The sequence below is a fragment of the Blastococcus saxobsidens DD2 genome, from assembly GCF_000284015.1.
Classification (GTDB): domain Bacteria; phylum Actinomycetota; class Actinomycetes; order Mycobacteriales; family Geodermatophilaceae; genus Blastococcus; species Blastococcus saxobsidens_A.
Genome location: NC_016943.1, coordinates 4,720,990 through 4,742,695, shown reverse-complemented (window position 1 = coordinate 4,742,695; position 21,706 = coordinate 4,720,990). Strand labels below are relative to the sequence as shown.

Below are 21,706 nucleotides of genomic sequence, written 5' to 3'. Positions count from 1 at the left end.
CGCGGCGTCCGGGGAACGATGGGTGGCGATGACCGACGAACGAGCCACTTCCGGTGACCACGTGACGTTCGAGGACCTGGGCCTGCGTCCGGAGCTGCTGAACGCACTGACCGCCCTGGGCTACGAGGAGCCCACCCCCATCCAGCAGGAGGCGATCCCGCCGCTGGCCGAGGGGCGCGACCTGCTGGGCCAGGCCGCCACCGGCACCGGCAAGACGGCGGCCTTCTCGCTGCCGGTGCTGCAGCGGCTGCCCGCGCACCGCACCGATCGACCGCCCGTGGCGCTGGTGCTCGTGCCCACCCGCGAGCTCGCCGTGCAGGTGTCGGAGGCGCTGCACCGCTACGGCCGCGAGCTGGGCGCCCGGGTGCTCCCCGTCTACGGCGGCGCCCCGATCGTCCGGCAGCTGCGCTCGCTCGAGTCGGGGGTCGACGTCGTCGTCGCCACCCCGGGCCGGGCGCTGGACCTGCTGAACCGCGGCGCCCTGCAGCTGGGCGAGATCGCCACCGTGGTGCTGGACGAGGCCGACGAGATGCTCGACATGGGATTCGCCGAGGACCTCGAGGCGATCCTCGACGAGACGCCCGAGCAGCGGCAGACCGTGCTGTTCTCCGCCACGATGCCCCGCCGGCTCGACGCCCTGGCCCGCCGCCACCTGCGGGACCCGGTGCGGATCGCCCTCGGCCGGGAGAAGGCCGCGCCGGGGGAGGCGCCGCGGGTGCGGCAGACCGCCTACGTCGTGCCCCGCGGCGCCAAGCCGGCCGCGCTGGGCCGCATCCTCGACGTCGAGGCGCCCACCGCGGCGATCGTCTTCTGCCGCACCCGCGAGGAGGTCGACTCGCTCACCGAGACCCTCAACGGCCGCGGCTACCGCGCCGAGGCCCTGCACGGCGGGATGAGCCAGGAGCAGCGCGACCGCGTGATGGGCCGGCTGCGCGGTGGGACGGCGGAGCTGCTGGTCGCCACCGACGTCGCCGCGCGCGGTCTGGACATCGAGCAGCTCACCCACGTCGTCAACTACGACGTCCCCTCGGCGCCGGAGTCCTACGTGCACCGCATCGGCCGGGTGGGCCGCGCCGGGCGCGAGGGTGTGGCGATCACGCTGGCCGAGCCGCGCGAGCACCGGATGCTCAAGACCATCGAGAAGGTCGCCGGCGCTCCCATCGCCGTCGAGAAGGTGCCGACCGTCGCCGACCTGCGGGCCCGCCGGCTGGACCTCACCCGGGGTGCGCTCCGGGAGAGCCTGCTCACCGACGACCTGGACCGCTTCCGGGTGGTCGTCGAGACGCTCACCGACGAGTTCGACCTCATGGAGGTCGCGCTGGCGGCGGTGAAGCTGGCGCACGAGGCGGCAGGCCCGGTCGACGACGACGAGGAGATCCCGCAGGTCTCCTTCCGCCCCGAACGGGACGGTGCCAGGGCACCGGCCGGCCGGGGCGGCGACCGGAAGCCGCCGGCCCGGGCGCGGTCGGGGGGCGGCGCCGCCACCCGTCTCTTCGTCGGGGTCGGACGGGACGCCGGTATCCGCCCGGGGGACCTGGTGGGCGCCATCACCGGGGAGACCGGCCTGACCGGGCGGGACGTCGGGTCGATCGAAATCCACCAGCGGTTCGCGCTGGTCGAGGTCCCCGAGTCGGCGGCCGACGAGGTCGTGCAGGCCCTCCGCGCCACCATGATCAAGGGGCGCAAGGCCCAGGTCCGGCGGGACCGCGCGTGATCTGGCCACAGGCGTAGGAAGCTATGCATATGCATGTGCCGCCGATTCCGTAGGCAAAGCTTCCTATGCCTACGTGGCCGGGTCCAGACTCAGCCGGGGAAGGGCTCCGGCGGCACGGTCGGGGGGACCCGACGGGGCCCCGCCTCGGCGGGGCGGGGCCGGTCCTGCGGGTGCAGCCGGACGGCGACGAGGGCGACGTCGTCCTCGGGCCGGCCGTGCACCAGCCGTTCGATCAGCTCGTCCAGCAGGTCCTGGAGCGGCAGGTCGGCCAGCTCGACCAGCGCCTCCCGCAGCCGCAGGATCCCTGCGTCGAGGTCGGAGTCGCGGCGCTCGACGAGGCCGTCGGTGTACAGCAGCACCGTCGAGCCACGCCGGAGGGTGACCACCGATTCCCGGCGGCGGGTGCTCGCATCGACCCCGAGCAGCAGGTCGCCGGTCCACTCGGCCAGCTCCGACACGGCGCCGTCGGGCTCGATCACCAACGGTGGCAGGTGCCCGGCGTTGGCCCACCGCATGCGGGTGACGCCGCTCCGGAACTCGTCGGCGGTCTGCTCGAACCGGGCCACGGCGGCGGTCGCCAGCGTCGGGATCTGCAGCGTGGTCATCGAGGCGTCCAGTCCCCGCAGCACCTCCATCGGCCCGGCGTCGCTGTAGGTGGCCACCCCGCGCAGCAGCCCGCGCAGCTGGCCCATGGCGGCCGCGGCCTCGGTGTCGTGGCCGACGACGTCGCCGATCACGAGCATGGTCGCCCCGCCGGGCTGCAGAAAGGCGTCGTACCAGTCGCCGCCCACGCGGGCCGCCTCGGCGGCCGGCAGGTACCGCACCGCGATCTCGGCGTGGTCGGGCTCGGGCGGCTCGGTGAGCAGACTGCGCTGGAGGCCCTCGGCGAGCTGCTGCTGCGTGCTGTAGAGCCGGCTGTTGTCCAGCGCCAGGCCCGCCCGATCGGCCACTTCCTGTGCGGTCGCCACGTTGTCGGCCAGCATCGGAGTGTTCTGGCCGTAGTACATGGTCAGCAGACCTAGCGTGCGGTTGCGGCCGCGCATCGGGAGGATGACCGCCTCCCGCGGCGCCAGCCGGGCGAGCAGGTCGCGTGCCTCGCCCGGGGCCATCAGGTCGAGCACGGCCGGGCCGGGGGTGCGGTTCTGCTGGCCGGTGCGCAGGGACATGGCCGCGGGGGAGCCGGCCGGCATGGCGTCCAGGCGGACCTGGGTGTAGCGCTCCAGCACCGGCCGCATCTCCGGGTCGCGGTGCCAGCACCCGACGTCCTGCGGGCGGCCCTCGGGGTCGACCACGGTGACGATGCAGAAGTCGGCCAGTGCGGGGACGACGAGCTCGGGCAGGTGCGCCATCGCGACCTGCTGGTCGAGACCTCCCGCGAGGTCGGCGCTGATGTTGGCCAGCAGCGCCAGCCGCTGGGCGGACCGCTCCGCCTGCTCCTGCATGCGGCGGCGCGCGGTGACCTCGAGGAAGTAGACCGACAGGCCGTCGGGGCTCGGCCAGGCGCGCAGCTCGTACCACCCGTCCAGCGGCGGCGGGTAGTAGGCGTCGAACGAGACGGGCTGGCCGGTGCGCACGGCCTCGCGGTAGCCGTCCTCGAAGACGCTGTTCAGCGCGGCGGGGAAGGCTTCCCAGAGCACCCGGCCCAGCAGCTCGTCGCGGCTGGCCTGCAGCAGCCGCTCGGCCTCGGCGTTGACGTGGGTGAACCGCCACTCCCGGTCCAGGCTGTAGAAGCCGGCCGGCATCGCCTCGAGCGTCCGGGTGACCAGGGTGGCGGCCTCGCGCTCACCGGTGATGTCGAACGCGGCGCCGAGCACCCGGACCGCGGAGTCGCGGTGGTCGGGCAGTGCCCGGCCGCGGGCGTGCACCCAGCGCATCTCGCCGTCGGGCCGCACCACGCGGTACGTCAGGTCGAGGTCGCCGCACGTCTCGATGGCGTGCTGCAGGGCCTCCCCCACCCAGTCGCGGTCGTCGGGGTGCAGCCGCTCGTGGAACGCCTCGATCGTCTGGTCGAAATTCTCGACGTCGTAGCCGAACATCGTGATCAGCTGCTCGTCCCAGATCAGCTGGCCGCTGTCCAGGTCCCAGTCGAAGGTGCCGACCCCGCCGGCCTCGGTGGCCAGCTCCCAGCGCACCCGGTCGTTCTCGTACCGGCGCAGCAGGGCGGACAGCTCCAGCTCGGTCACCACCGAGGCGGCGAGCTGCCGCAGGAGCGCGATCTCCGAGGTTGCCCACGGGCGCGGCTCCGGGTCGAAGACGCAGAGCGCGCCGATCGGCCGGCCGGCCGCATCGGTCAGCGCGGTGCCGAGGTAGGAACCCACGACGCCGTTCCGCACCGGCGGCAGGTCGTTGACGCGCGCATCGCAGCGGGCGTCGGTCACGACGAGTGCATCGCCGGCCGGCAGCGCCGCGGTCACCGTGCAGAGGGACTCTTCGAGCGGGCCGGTGCAGCCCACGGCCGCGTCCCCCGTGCCGGCGGCCACCAGTTGCACGTCGCTCAGCAGCGAGACCTGGCTGCCCGAGGTGCCCAGCAGGCGGGCGGCCAGCGCGGCGAGCCGGTGCAGCCCGTCCCGGTCGGTCCGGGGGAGCAGCTGCTGTGCGGCCTCGACCCGCTTCCGGTCAGCGAGCAGCTGGGCCGCCGCGCGGTCGCCGAGGCGATGCCCGACGTCGACCGTGCGGTCCGTTCCGTTCACCGAAGCCCTTCTGCCCCGGCCGTCGCCGGATGCCTGCACCAGCGCACCGCGGATGTTCGGGTGGCGTGGTCCCCGCAGTTATGTCACGGCGGGACGGTTGCGCGCAACCGACCGCGGGGCCGGTCGGCGAAATCTCGGCCTCAGTCGGCCGGGACGACCAGCACGAGCGCGTCGCCGCCGTCATGTTCCACGTGCAACCCCGCCCGCCTCAGCAGCCTCCTGAGCCGCACGACGTCGTCCGGCTCGGCGGTGGTGGTGGCCAGCAGGCGGGCCAGCCGGCCCTTGTGCGCCTTGTTGAAGTGGCTGACCACGGACCGGGTGCCGTCGGCCCGCTCGCTCAGCACGGTGACGGTGACCGCGCCCGGCACCGGGGCCAGGGCGGCGTAGGAGCCGCTGCGCAGGTCGACGACCAGACCCCCGGTGCCGGCGAGCACCGGTCCCAGCGCCGGCTTCCAGAGGGAACGCAGGGTGGGCAGGCCGGGCAGCGCCGACCCCGCCGACAGGCGGTAGGCCGGGATCCGGTCGGCCGCGCCGACCAGTCCGAACAGCGCCGATCCGACGGCCAGCCGGCGGTCGGCCCGGGCCCGCTGCGCCCGGGTCAGCGAGCTGACGTCCAGGGCGTCGTAGAGCACCCCGGTGTACCGCTGCAGGGCCGGCAGCGTGCCGGCCGTGAGCAGGGTGGCGTTGCGGGCGATCTCGTCGTCCTGCCTCGGGGACAGGCCCAGCGCGGCGCGCGAGGCCGGCACGTCGCCGGCGAGCGCCACCAGAACGCCGGCGAGTTCCGTGCGCACCGGCGTCAGCTCCGGAGCCGTCAGCGCGGGGAGGTCCAGTGGCGGGCCGTCCCCGCCGGGGGCCTTGGTCTCCGACGGGGGGAGCAGGACGAGCACGCCGACCCCTACCTGAGGTCGACGACGACCGGGGCGTGGTCGCTGGCGCCCTTGCCCTTGCGCTCCTGGCGGTCGATGAACGCGCCGGTCACCCGCTCGGCCAGGGCGGGTGAGCCGAGCACGAAGTCGATCCGCATGCCCTCACGGCGGGGGAAGCGCAGCTGGGTGTAGTCCCAGTACGTGTGGGTGGGGGTCACTGGCCAGGGCCTTTCGCGAGATTGTGCTGCTGACCTGCAAAGACACACTCCATCCAATCAGTGTCCAGCAGTGCCAATCGGAGCGTCATGTGCCCCGTTTGTGCCCCGTGGCGACGACGGCCGCCCAACGCAGCCGGCCGAGCTGCCGGATCCGGCGAGTTGCCAGAAGGGCACTGCGCGTTCCCGCGGGATGGGTCTGCGGCTCACCCCTTCCCCCGGCCCGCCGCAGCCGGGAGCAAGCCGGATTCCGGGGAGCGGCCAAGGTGCGGCCCCGCGCTGCGCGGCTTGGCCGCGAGCGGCGCGTAGGTCGGTGTGTTCCTCGGGGGGAACCCAGACTGTCACAACGTTGGAAACCCAGGGGGAAGTCTGGTGGGATTGCGCTCCAGAACCGGGTGCGGATTGCCGTACATCCCCCTATGGTTGAGTCGTCACCCCTGGAGGAGGGACCCGTGCCCGTCACGAACAAGGAGAAGATCGCTCGTGCACATGAGCAGGCGGTCTCGTTCAACATCGCCGACACAGCACGATTTCTGCAGGATGTGCTGGGTCAGCGCCTGACCGCGTACATCGCCAACATCAAGGACTCGAGGACGGTGGGGACGTGGGCCTCGGGGCAGAACAAGCCGCGGCAGGACGCCGAGGATCGTCTTCGGCACGCCCAGATGATCGTTCACCTGTTGCAGGGTGACGAGAGCGTGCACGTCGTACGCGCATGGTTCGTGGGCCTCAACCCGCAGCTCAACGACGAGGCCCCGGCTGATGTGATCCGGGAAGGACGCTTCAAGGAGGCGCTCACCGCCGCCCGGGCGTTCATCGCGGGTGGTTGAGCCGGCGTCAGTGTTTGCTCCGCCCGACGGCATCTGGCGCGTCGGGCGGGGCGACGCACCGCACCTTCCTCGCCGGCCGGCCGACGGCACCGCAGGAGACAACCGGTTCGACTCCCAGGACGGCACCTTCAACGTCCTCTACTTCGCCACCACGTTGGACGGCTGCTTCGGCGAGACCCTCGCCCGATTTCGGCCCGCGCCACATCTGCGTACCTTGCTGCAGGCCGACTGGCGCACCAATGGCTTCATGGAGGTCGGGGCGATTCCGGCCGACTGGCGCTTCCACCGAACGGCCGTGCGCGTGGTCGAGGCGCAGGCGCCGCTACCCTTCCTCGACATCGACGCCGTCGAGACCCTCCAGTTCCTGCGCTACGAACTCGCGCTCGGCCTCGGCTCTCTCGGCGTGCACGACCTCGACACCTCGGTGGTCCGCGGCGGCGACCGGCGCATCACGCGGCTCATCTCGTCGTGGACCTACAACGCCACCGACCCCGAGACCGGCGAGTCGTCCTATGCCGGGATTCGTTACGCCTCGCGGCTGAACAGCCAGTGGGAGTGCTGGGCTGTCTTCGACCGCGTCCCCCTGCTGCCGCTCGAGTTCATACCGATCACGCCAGACATGCCGAGCCTCCGGACGATCGCCCAGCTGTTCGATCTGCGCGTCCACTGATCTACGCTCAACCCATCGGGGTGAGAGAACACCGCCGCCACGCAGGGGACCGGCGGCCTCTTCGTCGCTCCCGCTACCGCGACAGGAGGTAGTGCTCGTCGCCCGCCGGCGACCGGGCCGGTCAGGACGGCCGGCGCGGGCGGAACAGCCGGTGCACGACCAGGTGCCAGGCCCACCCGGTGCTGTCCGGTGCAGCTATCGGAGCCGGGCCGGCTGCCCCCGAGTAGGAATCCGGCCCGGCGATCACCGGCGCAGGGAGGACGACGACCGCACCTGGGCGGTTCGGCAGCGCAATCCCGCCCGGCAGGACCGCGTCGGCCGCGTGGCGCCCGTACCGCTCCCACCCCCGGCGCAGGACCACCGTGTGATCCGGGTGTGTCGGTCCGAGCGGCTCGGGGGCACGGTGACGTCCCTGCTGTGCCGCTGGCGCGGAGGGTGACCGCAGGCTCTCAGGGTGCGCCAAGACCGTGACACCGAACACGGCTTCTCCATCGGCAGCCCGTGTCGTCGCCGGTACCGTCGGCAACCTGATAGGCAGATTCGGTTCGGGGCTCCCACTTGTCCAGCTGGACGTCGACACCGGCCGGCTGCGCTGGGTCAACGCCGGCCACCCGAGCCGCTCATCGTGCGCGGCTCCGGACCTGGCAGGGCCCTCCCCCGTCCTCGTGGCCGGCGTAGGGATCGCCGCAGCGTCGGCAGCGGATCACTGGTCGTTCGCGTCGTGGGACCTGGCCAAGGTCCTGGCGGGGCCGGGGAAGGATCCGCCCGTGTACAGGATGAAGGATCCCTCGGCGAGGACGGAATCGTGGTATCTCTGCATCGACCGCGGGGGACCAATCCGCATCAGCCAGCTGCCCGTCATCCCCGAACTGTAAGTGAGACGGATCTTTGTCGCCGGAAGCACTGCGACGATGTTGCGCGCGGGCAGGGTTGCTGCGTTGGAAAGTCCGAACGACGGGCTAACCGGCCAGAGCCCGTCGAGGTGACGTCGCAGCGGGGAGCATGTGGGAAACGGGGGTGCCGGCAGCGGTGAGTCTGCCGGGGATCGTAATGCCGTGCGAGACGCAGCGGGTGAGGTCGGCCCGGTTGGTGCTGGGGCGGGCAAGCAGGTATCCCTTGGACGGCAGCACCCCCGAGGCTGCGGGCGGTGTCGAAGTCCGCGGGGCGCTCGACGATCGTCTACCCGCTCTTGCGTTCGATCGACGCCAGCAGACCCCCTAGACACTGGCGGGCGTGCATCCCCGATCTTGGGTGGAAAAACGAAGGTCAGATACGGCCCTCTTTCGCGTGATGTCAGTGCGCGAGAACTGTGAGGAATGTCTGGGCGAGCATCGCCAGGCTCATGTGTAGATGTCAGGCGTTATAGAGCCGAACCCGATAGTTGTTGAGCCCTGTAGTACTAGAGGCTAATCGCCTTCTGAGTGAGCGGGTGTTGCGGCTTCCGATGGTCGAAGCCGGATGATTGTCGACATGTAGCCGCGTCTCCTGAGTTGGCACGGTGACCTACTCATTTCGGTGTCGTACACCCCGTTTCGCGGTGATTGGCCTGGATCCTCGGCCGCAGGGGCCGATGACGTCCTCGCCCGCCGGATCAGCCCACAGCCGCAGCACCATCACCGGTCTCACTCAGGAGAACGCCATGCCCAATACGCCCAGCCCCCTTTCCGCCGCGCGGGAATCCCGCGCGTGGTGGGGTGTCAAGGGCCATGAGGTTCTGCCCAGCGGCGGTCGTGAGACCTGCCCGCTGACGGTCACTCGCTCTGCCCGGTGATGGCCATGGGATCTGCCCAGGCTGGCCATCACCAGTCCGGTGTCAGGTCAGTGGCCTCACCCCCTGCCCGGCCAGGGCCTGGGAGAGGCGGACGCTGTCGCCGCTGGTCTGGCAGACGTGGGCGTGGTGCAGCAGCCGGTCGACTGTCGCGGTGGCGAGGGTCTTGGGCATGAGCTCGTCGAAGGCTGCCGGGTGCAGGTTGCTGGAGACGGCGACCGAGCGCTTCTCGTAGGCGGCGTCGACGAGTCGGTAGAGCCCTTCGGCTGCGTCGGTGGCGACCGGGAGTAGGCCGATGTCGTCGATCACCACGAGGTCGGCGCGCAGCACGCGGGCGATGGCCTTGGTGACGGTGTCATCGGCGCGGTGCCGGCGGACCAGCAGCCCGAGGTCCTCCAGGGTGAACCAGGCGACCTTGAGCCCTTGTTCGACCGCGGAGGAGCCCAGCGCCTCGAGCAGGAACGTCTTCCCGGTGCCGGAGGGACCGCAGATGACCAGGTTCTCCCGCCGGTGCAGCCACTCCAACGTCCGCAGCGCCTGCTGCGTTGGGGCAGGGATGCTGCTGGCCTCCGGCGTCCAGGCGTCGAAAGTCTTCCCCGTGGGGAACGCGGCGGCGGCCCGCCGGGTGGCCAACGCCGAGCGGTCCCGGCCGGCGACCTCCTCCCCGAGCAGCACGCGCAGCACCTCGGCCGGGTCCCAGCGCTGGGCCTTGGCCGTGGCCAGCACGTCAGCGGCATGCCGGCGGACGTGGGGCAGCCGCAGCCGGCGCAGCAGCGTCTCCAGATCATCCGGCAGCGCCGGTGCCGCCGGCGTCCCGACCGCCGGTCCGACCGCCACCGCGGATGCCGACCTCGTGGCGGCGGTCATCGGGTCACCTCGGCGTCGGCGTCGGTGTCGGGGGCGGCGCCTGGCTTGGCGCTGGGACCGGTGGTCGGTGCGGCGCCGAGGGCGGCCCAGCCCGCGGTGCCCTGGGTCAGGCTGCGGTCCTCGGCCGCGGAATGCCTGGTCCCGTTCGTGCCGGCGGACCGGTGTTCGAGGATCGAGCCCAGGTCGGCCTCGGCGAAGCGGGCATGCACCGCGGCGTGCCCCAGCGCCCAGTCCACCTCGCCCGAGCCGACGAGCTTGGCCATCGTCACCGCGGCGGCCATCTTGACCCGCATCTTGGTCGTGCCCACCGCGGCGGCCTCGGTCAACCACAGCCGGGCCCCGTCGCCCAGAGCCAGGAACTCCACCTCGGCGGCGGTCTTCGGCTTGGGCTGGCGGTCCAGCGCGCCGACCGGTGCGGGCGGGAAGTGCTCATCGATCAGCTGCGGGCTGCCCGGGGTGGCGCGGGCGTGGCGGGCAACCTCGACCGGCCCGGCGTCACCGACGTGCACGATCACCACCCGCTCACCGGAGCCTTGCCCGTGGACCCGGACCCAGACGGTGGCGCTCAGCAGGGTGTGCGGCACCGAGTACTGCCCGCCGTCGAAGGTGACCAGCGGCGTGTTCACCGCCACCGTGCGGGTCACCCCGAGCGCGACGGTGTGCGGCGCGGCCGGGATCGGGTGCAGCCGCTGCTGCTCCTCGGCCAGCATGTCCACCGGAGCACGGCGGGTCACCCGGTGGATCCGGGCGTTGACCTGGTCGCAGAACGCCTCGCAGGCGGCCTCCAGCTCGGCGAAGGAGCCGTAGGCCTCCCGCAGGTTGGTGTCGGTGGGCACCAGGTCGGCCTTGGCCAGCTTCACAGTGTTCTCGCTGCCGCCCTTGGAGGCGGGGTCGGCCGGCTCGCAGGTGTGGATCGTGATCCCGTAGTGCCGGGCGAAGGCGACGGTCTGCTGATTGCGCACCGGCATCCCGGCGACGTGTTCGACGGTGACGGTCTTCTCGTTGTCGGTCAGCACGTACGTCGGCGCCCCACCCAGGCGGCGCAGCGTCACGTCCAGCGCGGCGAACACGCTGGCGGTGGTCTTGTCCCGGATCGCCAGCACCACCCGGAACCGTGCCCAGGCCAGCCACGCGCAGAACAGCGTGGTCCTCGCCCCGCCGATGAGCGGGCCGTCGCCGAAGTCGTACTGCAGCCACATGCCCGGCTCGGTCACCCACGGCCGGTGCACCCGCACCCGCCCGGCCCGAAACGCTGTCCGCACCTCCGCGACCGCGCGGCGGGTGGTGCGCTCCGAGCCGGTGTAGCCGAGGGCAACGAGCTTCTCGTGGGCCTTGTCCGCGCGGATCGTGCCCTTCGAGCGCTCCATCCACTCCTCGACCTTGGGCAGGAACTCATCGATCAGCCGCGGGCGCGCCGCCGGCCGATCGCTGATCCCGCCGGCCTCACGCCGCCCGACGTAGTGCGCGACGGTGTGATGCGAGCAGCCGGCCAGCTCGCCGGCATCGCGGTAGGACCCGGTCAGGTCGAACGCTTCCAGAATTTCCATGATCTCCCCTGCAGACTTCACGGTGTCCCTTCTCGGGTGAGCGGCGCTTCAGCACCGCCAGCGCACCCGAGAAGGGGCCTCAACCGCCGCAGGCGGCGAGGCAGACGACGTCGTGTTGGGCAGATCCCGTGACCATCAGCGGGCAGTTCTCATGTCCGCCAGCGGGCAACTTCGTGGCCGTCTCCGGGCAGAATGCCGTGGCCGCCGACAGTGGGGTGACCGCGGTGTCAAGACCAAGATCCTGGCGGCGGTCGCCGTGCCCGCTGCCGCGGCCGGCGTCATCGGGATCCTGGGCATGCAGGCGATGGGCGAGGCCACTACCCAGGCCAATTCTCTTTACGAGAACAACGTTACGGCCGTCGCGGCCACCGGGGACATGAACCGGCTGATCAGCGAGATGCGCATCGTGGCCCGGGATGCCCTGCTGGCACCTACTCCGCAGGAGACGCAGCTCGAGCTTGAGCAGCTGGACAGGCTCCGGGCGGAGTTCGACGCCGTCGCGGAGACGTACACCGCGGGTGGGTTGGGTGAGCGGCGCCAGGTCGCCTTCGATGAGCTGGCCGCGGCGCTCGGCGAGTACGAGCTGAATCAGGAAGAGTTGTTGGCGCCGTTGGCGGCGGCCGGTGACATCCCGCAGTGGATCGCTGTGAACGAGGCTGAGGTCTCGCCCTTGACAGAGGCCATGACCGAGGCCGTCCTGAGGCTGCGTGAACTCGAGGGCGAGGAGGCGCAGACGGCCGTCGCGGCCATCGACTCCTCCGCCGCGACGCAGACGACCATCTCCTTGATCATCATGATCGTTGGCCTTCTCATCGCCGTCGGCGTGGGCCTGGTCGTCGCTACGGGGATCGCCCGGGCCACGCGCAAGGTTCGGGACGTCACCGACGCCCTCGCCCAGGGCGATCTGACGCACAGCACTGGGCTCACCACCCGCGACGAGCTGGGGCAGATGGGTCAGGCGCTGGACTCCGCGGTTGCCGACCTGCGGTCGGTGATGGCATCGGTCGTCGGATCGGCCGATGCGGTGGCGGCGTCGTCGGAGGAGCTAAGCGCCTCGTCGGCGTAGATCTCGGCGTCGGCGGAGGAGACCAGCGCCCAGTCCGGTGTGGTCGCCTCGGCGGCCGAGGAGGTCAGCCGCAACGTGCAGACCGTCGCCGCAGGTGCCGAGGAGATGGGTGCCAGCATCCGGGAGATCGCCACCAACGCCGCCGAGGCCAGTGAGGTGGCCTCCCGCGCGGTGACCGCGGCGCAGGCGACGACGGCGACGGTGACCAAGCTGGGCGAGTCCTCCGCCGAGATCGGCAACATCGTGAAGGTCATCACCAGCATCGCCGAGCAGACCAACCTGCTCGCGCTCAACGCCACCATCGAGGCGGCGCGCGCCGGCGAGGCCGGCAAGGGCTTCGCGGTGGTGGCCAACGAGGTCAAGGAGCTGGCCCAGGAGACGGCCAAGGCGACCGAGGACATCGCCCAGCGGGTGCAAGCCATCCAGGGCGACACCACCGCGGCGGTGACCGCGATCGAGGAGATCTCGATGATCGTGGGTCAGATCAGCGACCGGCAGACCACCATCGCCAGCGCGGTGGAGGAGCAGACCGCCACCACGAACGAGATGTCGCGCTCGGTCACCGAGGCCGCCGGCGGCTCGGGGCAGATCGCCGACAACATCGTCGGGGTCTCGACCGCCGCGGAATCCACCACCCAGGCGCTGACCCAGACCCGCGTCGCGGTCGACGAGCTCTCCCGGATGGCCGCCGACCTGCGCAGCAGCGTCGCCCGGTTCACCTACTGAGCACGTTCGTCGCCACTGGCTCACGGGAGCGACACAACGCGGCCGTCCTCCGCCCACCGATGGGGGGCGGAGGACGGCCGCAGCCCGCATACAGCGCACGACCGACCGGCTGATCCCTGAAGGAGGCGCCGTGCCCTACACGCTGACCAGCGCCGCCACGCTCGGCTTCGACCTGGTCCGGCGACCCGCCGGTCGCCGCGTCGCCGAAGTGATGCTCACCGCGCTGGCCGCCGATGGCGACCTGTTGCATCGGCTCGCGGACGCCCATCCCGGCTCAGGGCCCGCCTACGCCGTGGACACCCGCCGCAGCCGAGAGGTCGCGGCCGACGTTCCGCACGTGGGAGCGGTTCCACCACAACCGGCCCGGATGCCGGGGACATCTAGCGCATTGGTCCGGTACCTCACCGACAGCACGATCGGCACCGCCGCAGCCGTGGAGCGGCTGCTGCGTGCCGACATCCTCGGCCCCGAGCATCTCGCGGCAGCCGCCACCGACGACCGCGTCCGGGAGCGCGCGGCCGACGTGCTGGCCGACGCCGCCATCGACATGCTCCCGGCCTGCGTTCATCACCGACTCACCGCGCCCCTCGACGCGGTGACCGCCAGCTGCGGCCACGGATGGCCGGACGTCGGCCCCGCAAGTGCGCACCTGACCACGCTGTTCACCACCGTGGCCGGCCTGCGCACCGAGGAGCGACATCGCTGGCGCCACGCCGTTGACCTCGGACGAGCACAGCGACGCCCCTGGGCTGAGGCCATGCACACCGCCTGCTGGGCCGCCCACCTTTCCGGCCGCACCCGAGCCCTGGCCGGCGCCCAACTGCTCGCCGTGGTGGCCTTCGGCCACGAAGGGTTGAGCGCGGCCGATGCCGGCTACGGCGTGTGGAACGCCCTCTCCGGATGCGTTCAGGGCCTCGCGCTGGCCGACCTGTTGGACCAGACAACCCTCGACACACTCACCGCGCCGCGGCAGTGTGCCACTGGGCGCGCGCTTCCCCCAGCGGCCTAAGAAGCTCCCACCGCGACCCGCTGGCCGCCGTCTGCGTCGTGCCCGTGCCCGCCGAAGTCGAGCGGCAGGGCCTTGGTTGTTCTGCCCCGCGCCCGGAGGGAGACAGTAACCCCTTAAGGGTTAAATGGGGAATCGGCACACAAACACTCAATTCTTCGCATCAAGCTTTGCATGCCTGTGTCGATCACATTCACGTGTCCGCTCTGTCGCGATATTTGCGCAGCGGCGGTGGACGTCGAGCGAAGGTAACCCAGGCCGTGACGACGAGCTACATATACCCAGAGCCACCAGAGGTATTCTTGTCCTTGGCCGCTCTGCGGACCTCCGGCGGTGTCGACGGTGAGTCGTGGCCCGGGTGCACACCGAGTCTGTGCGGTCACAGACCCCCCGGAACCGGCGTGCGGCCAGGGGAGTGGCTTCTCGGCGTGGCCCGCGAGGTCGTAGGACTGGATTTGACCTTCGATACCGGCGCTGCCGTCAGCGCCGGCGCAGCGGTGGTCGTGCGGCTGCCGGACCAGACGGTCGTCGGCATGCTGCGCGGGGTTCCCGTCGACGGGCCGGGACCCCTCAGCGCTTGCCAACGTCAGGGCATGGCCATCATCGCCGGCCTGATCGGGCGCGAACTCGACCAGCAGCGCACGCTGGAGCGGAATGGAGCCCAGCGGCGTGACGCTCTCCGCCATTTGTTCACCGGCGATGGCACCTCAGTGGTCGTGCAGCCCATTCGCCGGCTCGCTGGAAACATCATCGTCGGCTATGAGGCGCTGTCCCGCTTCGGCGGAGGGCAGCGCGGTCTCATCCCAGCGGACACAGTGTTCGAAGAAGCCCGGCAGCTCGGGCTCGGCGTAGAACTCGAGCTGGCCACCGCACGATCGGCCCTGGGCCTGCTTCCCTACATCGCCGCGCCGAGCTATTTGTCGGTGAATCTCTCCCCGGCGGCCCTGGTCGACCCGCGGACCGCGGACCTGTTCGCCGGTGTCAAGACGAGGCGTGTTGTTCTCGAACTGACCGAGCACGAGCAAGTCGAGGACTACGCCGCGCTCAGCCGAGCCCTGCGGTCCCTGCGCAAGCGCGGTGTGCGCTTGGCCGTCGACGACGCCGGGGCCGGCTTCGCCAGCCTCCAACACATCAGCCTGCTCAACCCCGATCTGATCAAGCTCGATCGGGCCCTGATCCGGGCCGTCCAGGAAGATCCCAGCCGCCGCGCGCTGGTGCGAGCCATGGTGCAGTTCGCTCACGAAACGTCGGCCACCCTCATCGCCGAAGGCATCGAACACGAGGCCGAACGTCGCCAGCTCATCGAACTGGGGGTAGAGCTGGGACAAGGCTTCCTCCTCGGTCACCCCGCCCCGCCGGACCAGTGGCTGCACCGGCGCTCGCCACTGGGCACCTATGGAGTGGCGCGACAAAGGACCCGTGCCAACGCCTGAGCCGCGCCCGCTCCAACTCTGACGCCGCACCGTCGGCGTCAGGTGCCCTGACCAGCGGGGGAAGGCCCTGCGAGGCCAGCGATCGGCACTTAGGCTGCCCTAATATGATTTGGAACAGCGACGAACTCGGGCTTCTGCGTGTCCTCGCGATGACCGATGAGCCCGTCGGCATGTTCGACGTCACCACCGCGATCAACCCAGAACCCAGGGATCAGAAAGAACGCGAGGCCTGGCTAGCCCGACAGCTAGAACTCATCGACACCTTCCTCGGCCTCTACCGGCGGGGATTGGTTCACGAAGTCGTGCCAGCAAACGGCCACACCGGCGACCGATATGCCCTGACCCAGGAGGGGCAGGAGGTCACCGGGCGCCGGCTGGGCAGGTGACCTCTTGGCTAGCTTGCCGTCGCACTTCCGCCGACCTGTCTCGCCCCGTGAACAACGGCGTGGATGAGCCCTCTACCCAAACGTCGCTGCCGTGTCGCTGCCACGGTCCCTGGCTTGCCGCTGCAGCCCGTGCCCGCACCTGCTCCAGATCAGTCACGCTCTTGAGCGTGACACGGCGAGCGGGTGACAGTGGCGCCCGACGCGAGCAGCGGGGTCCTGTGTCTACTGCTCGCGGGCGGCCGGAGGCCTACCGCGCCGGCTCCTCCGCCGGGGCCACGGTGGGGGTGGTGCGCGTGGCGACCGGAACGACGAGGGGTCCGCCGGTCGCCGGGTCGGTCAGGATGTGGCTGTCGATGCCGAAGACGGTGCGCACGGTTTCGGTGGTGACGACCGTCTCCGGCGGCCCGGCGGCCACGATCCGCCCGGCTCGCATGGCGATGAGGTGGTGGCCGTAGCGGGCGGCTTCGTTGAGGTCGTGCAGCACCATGACGACGGTCCGCTGCTGGACGCGGTTGAGCTCGGCCAGTAGTTCGAGCACCTCGAGTTGGTGGGCGATGTCGAGGTGGGTGGTCGGCTCGTCGAGCAAGAGCACCGGGGTGCGCTGGGCGAGGGCCATGGCGATCCAGACCCGTTGGCGTTGGCCGCCGGAGAGTTCGTCGACCTGCCGGTCCCGCAGCTCGCCGGTGCCGGTCGCGGCGAGCGCCTCCTCCAGGGCCGTCTCGTCTTCGGGGGACCAGGAGTCGAACAGGCGGCGGTGCGGGAAACGACCGCGGGCGACCAGGTCGGCCACGGTGAGGCCCTGCGGCGCGACGGGTGCCTGCGGCAGAAGGCCGACGGAGCGGGCGACCTGCTTGGTCGGCAGCCGGTGGATCATCTGGCCGTCCAGCAGGACCGCTCCGGAGGCGGGCCGCAGCAGCCGGGCCAGCGCACGCAGCAGCGTGGACTTCCCGCAGCCGTTGGGCCCGATGATGCAGGTGATCCGTTCGTCGGGTACGGCGAGGGACAGCTCGTCGACGACCGGGTGACCGTTATCGTAGGCGAGGGTGATGGCGTCGACGGTCAGGCGGGTCAGGAGACACCTCGGTTGGTTCGCCAGAGCAGGAACAGGAAGTAGGGGGCGCCGACCGCGGCGGTGACGACGCCGACCGGCAGGCTCACCGGGGAGAACGCGTGCTGGGCGATCAGGTCGCTGGCCAGCACCAGCACGGCGCCGAGCAGGCCGGTCGCGGCGAGGACCCCGCCGGTCAGCGGGCCCAGCAGCATCCGGGCGGCGTGCGGCACCATGAGCGCCACGAACCCGACGGGTCCGGCGGCGGCGACCCCGACCGCGGCCAGCGAGGCGGCGACCAGGAGCGCTGCGGCCCGCGCCGGCTGGGTGCGGATGCCGAGCGCGGCGGCCGAGTCGTCGCCGAGCTCGAGCACCTGCAGCCGCGGCGTCAACGCCAGCGCCGCCGGCAGGAGGACCAGGAGGCCGGTGGCCAGCCAGCCGACCTGCTGCCACGTGCTGGCGTAGAGGGTGCCGGTGAGCCACAGGACCGCGGAGCTGACCAGTTCGATCGGGAAGCGGACGAGGATCAGCGTGGTCAGCGCCGTGAGCAGGGCGTGGATCGCGATGCCCACGAGGACCAGCCGGTGGCCGGCGACCCCACCCCGCCAGGTGAGCCCGTACAGCAGCGCGGTGGCAGCCAGGGCGCCGAGGAAGGCCCCGACCGGAACGACCGCCGGCGTGCCGAACAGCACGATCAGCACGACGGCGGCCAAGCCCGCTCCGGCCATCACTCCGATGATGTCCGGGGCGACCAGCGGATTGCGGACCAGGGACTGGAAGATCGCGCCGGAGACGGCCAGCGCGACCCCGACGCCGAAGGCCGCCAGTGTCCGCGGCAGGCGCAGGGTCAGCACGACGAAGTCGTGCTCCCCGGAGCCGAACCCCAGCGAGGTCGCGAGCACCTCCGCCGGCGCGATGCGGATCTCACCGAGGGTCATCGTCCAGACCATGAGCCCGGCGGCGAGCAGGGCCAGGAGGAGCCCGGTGATGACGACGCGCGGGCGGTAGCGCACCGAGATCCGGACCGGCCGGATCCGCCGGACGGTGCGGAGCCGGGAGGGCCCGGCCCGCCGGCGCAGCGTGGTTCCGGTGCTCACAGCTCGCTCAGCCTCCGGCTCCGGACCAGATGGACGAGGAACGGGGCGCCGACGATCGCGGTCATGATGCCGACGTCGATCTCGCTGGGCCGGGCCACGATGCGCCCGAGCACGTCGGCGGCCAGCAGCAGGACGGCGCCGTAGATGGCGGAGTAGGGCAGCAGCCAGCCGTGGCTGGGGCCGACGACGGCTCGGACGGCGTGCGGCACGGCCAGCCCGATGAAGGCGATCGGACCCGCGGCCGCGACCGCGGCGCCGGCCAGCAGGACCACGGCGAGGACGGTGGCGGCACGGACTGCCCGGGTCCGCTGGCCCAGCCCGGCCGCGAGGCTCTCGCCGAGGCTCAGCGTGTCGAACTGTCGCGCCATGGCCCCGACGAGGGCCAGGCCCACGACCAGGAAGGGGGCGACCTCGGCGAAGGCCGCCAGATCCCGGCCGACCAGCGACCCGGCGAGCCAGAACCGCACCTGGTCCAGGGTGCGCTCGTCGAGCACCAGGATCGCCGAGATCCACGAGCCCAACAGCGCCGTGACCACGGCGCCGGAGAGCGCGAGCTTCACCGGGGTCGCACCGTCGCGGCCGGCCGAGGCGATCAGGAACACCAGGGTCATCGCCACCAGCGCTCCGGCGAAGGCGAACCAGATGTAGGCCGACGGGGAGACGATCCCGAACAGGTGGACGGCGGTCACCACCGCGAAGGACGCCCCGGCGTTGAGTCCCAGGATCTCCGGGGATCCCAGCGGGTTGCGGGTCACCGCCTGCAGGCCGACCCCGGCGACGGCCAGCGCCGCGCCGACACCCAGCCCGATCACCGTCCGGGGCAGCCGCGACTTGCGGACGATGAGATGCTCGGTCGAGCCGTCGAACGTCGTGAACGCCTCGATCGCCGTCGCGGTCGACAGCGGGACCGAACCGAACCGCAGACTCACCAGGATGGTGGCGACCAGCACGCCGAGGCTGGCCAGCAATCCCACTGACAGCAGGGCAGGTCGCAGGCCGCCGGCCCGGCGGGAGGCGACCGGAGCCGGCCGCTGGTCAGGACGGACGGTCTGGGACACCGGAGCCGGTTGCCGGTCGGAACGGGCGGTGCGGACCATCGGGGGCACCCCGATCTCGGAGGAGGAGGGCAACGGCGGAGGCTCCGGCTGGGATGGAACGCCGCGGCCGGCGGGCGCGGCGGCGGCCACCAGCCGCGCCCGCCGGCCCATCGGTCACAGACAGCTGCCCTCAGCCAGGAACGATTCGACGTCGTCGAGGACGATCTCGGCTCCGATCAGTCCGATACCGAGCATCCACTCGTCGTCCTCGACGTCGAACTGGCAGTCGGGAACCGCTTCCAGGTTCTCCCACAGGGCCGTGACCGCACCTTGGGTGGTCGCCGCCGGGTCGCCGTAGGTGGTGGAGAAGATCACGTCGGCCGCGGCCTGCTCGATCTGCTCAGGGCTGATGTAGGCCATCGAGTACTCGTCGTAGCCCAGCTCGGGAAGCTCGAACCCGACGTCGGTGAGCACGCTGCCGGCGAAGGTCTCCGGGCCGTAGATACGGGTCTCGTCGGGCAGGAACCGCACGAGCGAGGCGGTGGCCCCCTCGGCGCCGATGGCTTCGCCGACCTCGTCGGCCTGCTGCTCGTACTCGGCCAGCGCCTGCTCGCCCTCCTCGGCCAGCCCCAGCGCCTCCGCGGAGGTGTCGAAGATCGCCTGCCAGCCTTCCTCGTAGTCGGTGAAGACCGTCGGGGCGATCTGGCTGAGCTGGTCATAGATCTGCTCGTGGCGCACCTGCGAGGACAGGATCAGGTCGGGGTCCAGCGCCGCGATGGCCTCCAGGTCGGGCTCCTCGATCGTCCCGACGATCTCGATGCCCTCCGTGCGGTCTCCGAGGTACCCGGGAAGGCCCTCGGCGACGCTGGACTGCACCGACCCCACCGGGGTCACCCCCAGGGACAGCGCCGTGTCCAGGTGCGGGGTGTCGAGGACCACCACCCGCTCCGGATCGGCCGGGACCTCGGTGGCCCCCATCGCATGCTCGACCAGCCGGGGCTCGGCCGCGTCGACCTCCTCCTCGACCGCCGGCTCATCCGCGAGCTGCGGCTCCTCGGCGACGTCCTCCGCCGAGGAGCCGCAGGCGCTCAGAGCCGCCACGGTGAGGACGGCGGTGGTAAGGGATCGTAGGCGCATAGGGGGATCCTTCCGGGAGTCAGCGACGAAGTCGCAAGGCCGATCGGTGCCCCCAGAGCCGAGACGCGAGCGGGTCAGCTCAGGACCACCCTGGTAAGGCAAGGCTGACCTTACTCGACCGCGCGGGATCACGTTGGCGCACGGCCGCCGCGCCCTGCAAACCCCCGCCCAGGTCAACCCGCGTATTCAGAAGATCGTGTGCTCACGCCATCTGTGGCGGTGCGCGGTGGCCGTGGTCGTGTCCGTAGTCCCGGACGTCGGCGTCGAGGCCTCGGAGATGCGCAACCCGCAGAAGGTCAGCACCGACACCAGCGCGGCCGAGCGGGCAGAGTGCGCCGTCGCCACGGCGAGCAGCTGGCGGAGCTCGCGCCGGCGGTCAGCCCGACGGGCCTGGTACTCGTCGGAGACCCTGGGCCGGCGCACGATGCGATGGGGGAGTAGGTGACCACCTGGGCGACCGAGGCGGCCACAGCCGGCCGGTCGGTACGCGGCTGGGGCTCGGTGGTCAAGTGGCGCACCCAGGCGTCGACGTGGCGGCGCTCAGCGGCCAACGGGTGGATGCCGAGGGGCGTGCACCAGCGCGCCCACGCCTCCAGGTCGCGGCGGTAGGCGGTGGCCGTCCTGGCCGGGTGGCCCACCAGCCAGCCGGCGGCAAGGCGCAGGAGCGGGTCGTCGCCGGGGGTGCCGGGAAGGCGGTCGAGCGGAGCGGGGCGGACGGCTGGGACGGGGGCCGCAATCGCGGCTGCCATCGGCAGAAGAGCTGTCATGCGTCGCCTTCCTCTTCCTCGAACTCCTGCAGTGCCCGCAGGACCGACGTCATCAGCAGGCAGGCCACCAGGGCGTTGCCGTGATTGAAGTGCTCGGCGTCGGCGTAGTGGACCGTCACCTGGCGGTTGAGCGCGTCCGGTCTGTCGCCGTCTCCGGTGAAGTAGGGCGCCTTGAAGTTCGCCAGGGGGGCGACGGCCGCCTGAACTCGGACCTCCTGGATCGACACCTCCTTGGAATTGAAGTGAACGGCCTCGGCGACCGACCTCGTACTTGCCGGGAAGCCAGCTGGCGATGACCGCATCGGTCACGACGACTGCGAGAGCCTGTGCCGCCTCGTGATGGCCGGCCTCGAAGGCATCGAGAACGCGCGGCGCGAGGGGCAGCTGGGTGACGAGGCGTTCGGCGTTGACCTCGGCCAGGACGCGGCGGCAGTCCTGCACCAGCTCGTCGGCGTGGTCGAGCAATACCGCGACACGGGCGTCGCGGTGCGGGGCGGCGAGGACGGCCGCGACGACCTCGGCCGGTGGAACCCACACCAGAGGCAGCCCGTCGCCCTGGATGACCTCGGTGACCCGCTCGAGCCTGAGGCCCCGGCGGGGCCAGTTCTCGGGCAGCTGCTCGAGCAGCCGGTCGATCGCGGCGATCAACTGCGGGTTGGCGGCGAGCCCTGCGGCGATCTGCTCCGCGATGGGCCGGACCCAAGTGGTGACCGCGTCCTGTAACTGGCGCCGGATGACCACCCGCCAGTCCTCGGCGGACTTCCCCTCGTCGTCCACGGTCACGCCCCGACGCTAGCCGCGGGGTGGGACAAGGACCCTCAGATAGCGTCCTATAT

General features: G+C 71.6%; 20 protein-coding genes. 9 read left to right on the top strand and 11 right to left on the bottom strand.

The window, feature by feature from the left end:
- Positions 1 to 28 precede the first annotated feature (28 nt).
- Complete coding sequence (locus tag BLASA_RS22495; protein ID WP_041776882.1) at positions 29 to 1,714, top strand: DEAD/DEAH box helicase; 1,686 nt, start codon at positions 29 to 31, stop codon at positions 1,712 to 1,714.
- A gap of 89 nt (positions 1,715 to 1,803) precedes the next feature.
- On the opposite strand, the gene BLASA_RS22490 is transcribed toward BLASA_RS22495, so the two are convergent.
- From BLASA_RS22490 to BLASA_RS22480, 3 genes are all read right to left on the bottom strand, one after another.
- The gene (locus BLASA_RS22490; RefSeq protein ID WP_014378584.1) at positions 1,804 to 4,404 is read right to left on the bottom strand and encodes a SpoIIE family protein phosphatase; all 2,601 of its coding nucleotides are present in this window, start codon (positions 4,402 to 4,404) and stop codon (positions 1,804 to 1,806) included.
- Positions 4,405 to 4,544: 140 nt separating this feature from the next.
- Positions 4,545 to 5,291 carry a peroxide stress protein YaaA gene (yaaA, locus tag BLASA_RS22485; protein ID WP_014378583.1) on the bottom strand — a complete coding sequence of 249 codons (747 nt, stop codon included), beginning with the start codon at positions 5,289 to 5,291 and terminating at the stop codon, positions 4,545 to 4,547.
- An 8-nt stretch (positions 5,292 to 5,299) separates the two neighbouring features.
- Positions 5,300 to 5,488, bottom strand: a complete 189-nt coding sequence (locus BLASA_RS22480) for an exodeoxyribonuclease III (protein ID WP_014378582.1) — start codon at positions 5,486 to 5,488, stop codon at positions 5,300 to 5,302.
- Between the two features lie 449 nt (positions 5,489 to 5,937).
- On the opposite strand from BLASA_RS22480, the gene BLASA_RS22475 reads away from it, so the two are divergent.
- A complete protein-coding gene (locus BLASA_RS22475) occupies positions 5,938 to 6,315 on the top strand; it encodes a hypothetical protein (protein ID WP_014378580.1) in 378 nt (125 codons plus the stop codon).
- Positions 6,308 to 6,985 carry an RES family NAD+ phosphorylase gene (locus tag BLASA_RS22470; protein WP_014378579.1) on the top strand — a complete coding sequence of 226 codons (678 nt, stop codon included), beginning with the start codon at positions 6,308 to 6,310 and terminating at the stop codon, positions 6,983 to 6,985. Before BLASA_RS22475 ends, BLASA_RS22470 begins: the two co-directional genes overlap by 8 nt.
- Before the next feature lie 1,813 nt (positions 6,986 to 8,798).
- On the opposite strand, the gene istB is transcribed toward BLASA_RS22470, so the two are convergent.
- Together istB and istA are read right to left on the bottom strand one after the other, a co-directional pair.
- A complete protein-coding gene (gene istB / locus BLASA_RS22460) occupies positions 8,799 to 9,620 on the bottom strand; it encodes an IS21-like element helper ATPase IstB (protein ID WP_014374932.1) in 822 nt (273 codons plus the stop codon).
- Positions 9,617 to 11,188 (bottom strand): IS21 family transposase, encoded by a 1,572-nt coding sequence (istA, locus tag BLASA_RS22455; protein WP_014374933.1) that lies wholly within the window; start codon positions 11,186 to 11,188, stop codon positions 9,617 to 9,619. Before istA ends, istB begins: the two co-directional genes overlap by 4 nt.
- Positions 11,189 to 11,318: 130 nt before the next feature.
- On the opposite strand from istA, the gene BLASA_RS26135 reads away from it, so the two are divergent.
- From BLASA_RS26135 to BLASA_RS22435, 5 genes are all read left to right on the top strand, one after another.
- On the top strand, positions 11,319 to 12,233 hold the full coding sequence (locus BLASA_RS26135) for an MCP four helix bundle domain-containing protein (RefSeq protein WP_014378574.1): 915 nt from the start codon (positions 11,319 to 11,321) through the stop codon (positions 12,231 to 12,233).
- A 39-nt stretch (positions 12,234 to 12,272) separates the two neighbouring features.
- Entirely contained in the window at positions 12,273 to 12,959 is a 687-nt protein-coding gene (locus tag BLASA_RS26130; protein ID WP_014378572.1) for a methyl-accepting chemotaxis protein, read from the top strand.
- Positions 12,960 to 13,089: 130 nt separating this feature from the next.
- On the top strand, positions 13,090 to 13,968 hold the full coding sequence (locus BLASA_RS22445) for a hypothetical protein (protein WP_014378571.1): 879 nt from the start codon (positions 13,090 to 13,092) through the stop codon (positions 13,966 to 13,968).
- Between the two features lie 425 nt (positions 13,969 to 14,393).
- The gene (locus BLASA_RS23775; RefSeq protein WP_014378570.1) at positions 14,394 to 15,398 is read left to right on the top strand and encodes an EAL domain-containing protein; all 1,005 of its coding nucleotides are present in this window, start codon (positions 14,394 to 14,396) and stop codon (positions 15,396 to 15,398) included.
- Between the two features lie 104 nt (positions 15,399 to 15,502).
- On the top strand, positions 15,503 to 15,784 hold the full coding sequence (locus BLASA_RS22435; protein ID WP_014378569.1) for a hypothetical protein: 282 nt from the start codon (positions 15,503 to 15,505) through the stop codon (positions 15,782 to 15,784).
- A 247-nt stretch (positions 15,785 to 16,031) separates the two neighbouring features.
- On the opposite strand, the gene BLASA_RS22430 is transcribed toward BLASA_RS22435, so the two are convergent.
- From BLASA_RS22430 to BLASA_RS23770, 6 genes are all read right to left on the bottom strand, one after another.
- Positions 16,032 to 16,790 (bottom strand): ABC transporter ATP-binding protein, encoded by a 759-nt coding sequence (locus BLASA_RS22430; RefSeq protein WP_269446708.1) that lies wholly within the window; start codon positions 16,788 to 16,790, stop codon positions 16,032 to 16,034.
- A gap of 62 nt (positions 16,791 to 16,852) precedes the next feature.
- Positions 16,853 to 17,929, bottom strand: a complete 1,077-nt coding sequence (locus BLASA_RS22425) for a FecCD family ABC transporter permease (RefSeq protein WP_014378567.1) — start codon at positions 17,927 to 17,929, stop codon at positions 16,853 to 16,855.
- Positions 17,926 to 19,059: a FecCD family ABC transporter permease gene (locus tag BLASA_RS22420; protein ID WP_197536246.1), complete on the bottom strand. Its 1,134-nt coding sequence runs from the start codon at positions 19,057 to 19,059 to the stop codon at positions 17,926 to 17,928. Before BLASA_RS22420 ends, BLASA_RS22425 begins: the two co-directional genes overlap by 4 nt.
- A gap of 81 nt (positions 19,060 to 19,140) precedes the next feature.
- Positions 19,141 to 20,103 (bottom strand): ABC transporter substrate-binding protein, encoded by a 963-nt coding sequence (locus tag BLASA_RS22415; protein WP_014378565.1) that lies wholly within the window; start codon positions 20,101 to 20,103, stop codon positions 19,141 to 19,143.
- 186 nt (positions 20,104 to 20,289) lie between these two features.
- A complete protein-coding gene (locus BLASA_RS22410) occupies positions 20,290 to 20,526 on the bottom strand; it encodes a hypothetical protein (RefSeq protein ID WP_041775914.1) in 237 nt (78 codons plus the stop codon).
- Positions 20,527 to 20,866: 340 nt separating this feature from the next.
- Positions 20,867 to 21,097 (bottom strand): hypothetical protein, encoded by a 231-nt coding sequence (locus BLASA_RS23770; protein WP_051005097.1) that lies wholly within the window; start codon positions 21,095 to 21,097, stop codon positions 20,867 to 20,869.
- Between the two features lie 112 nt (positions 21,098 to 21,209).
- On the opposite strand from BLASA_RS23770, the gene BLASA_RS23765 reads away from it, so the two are divergent.
- The gene (locus BLASA_RS23765; protein ID WP_166486632.1) at positions 21,210 to 21,593 is read left to right on the top strand and encodes a hypothetical protein; all 384 of its coding nucleotides are present in this window, start codon (positions 21,210 to 21,212) and stop codon (positions 21,591 to 21,593) included.
- Positions 21,594 to 21,706: the final 113 nt, after the last annotated feature.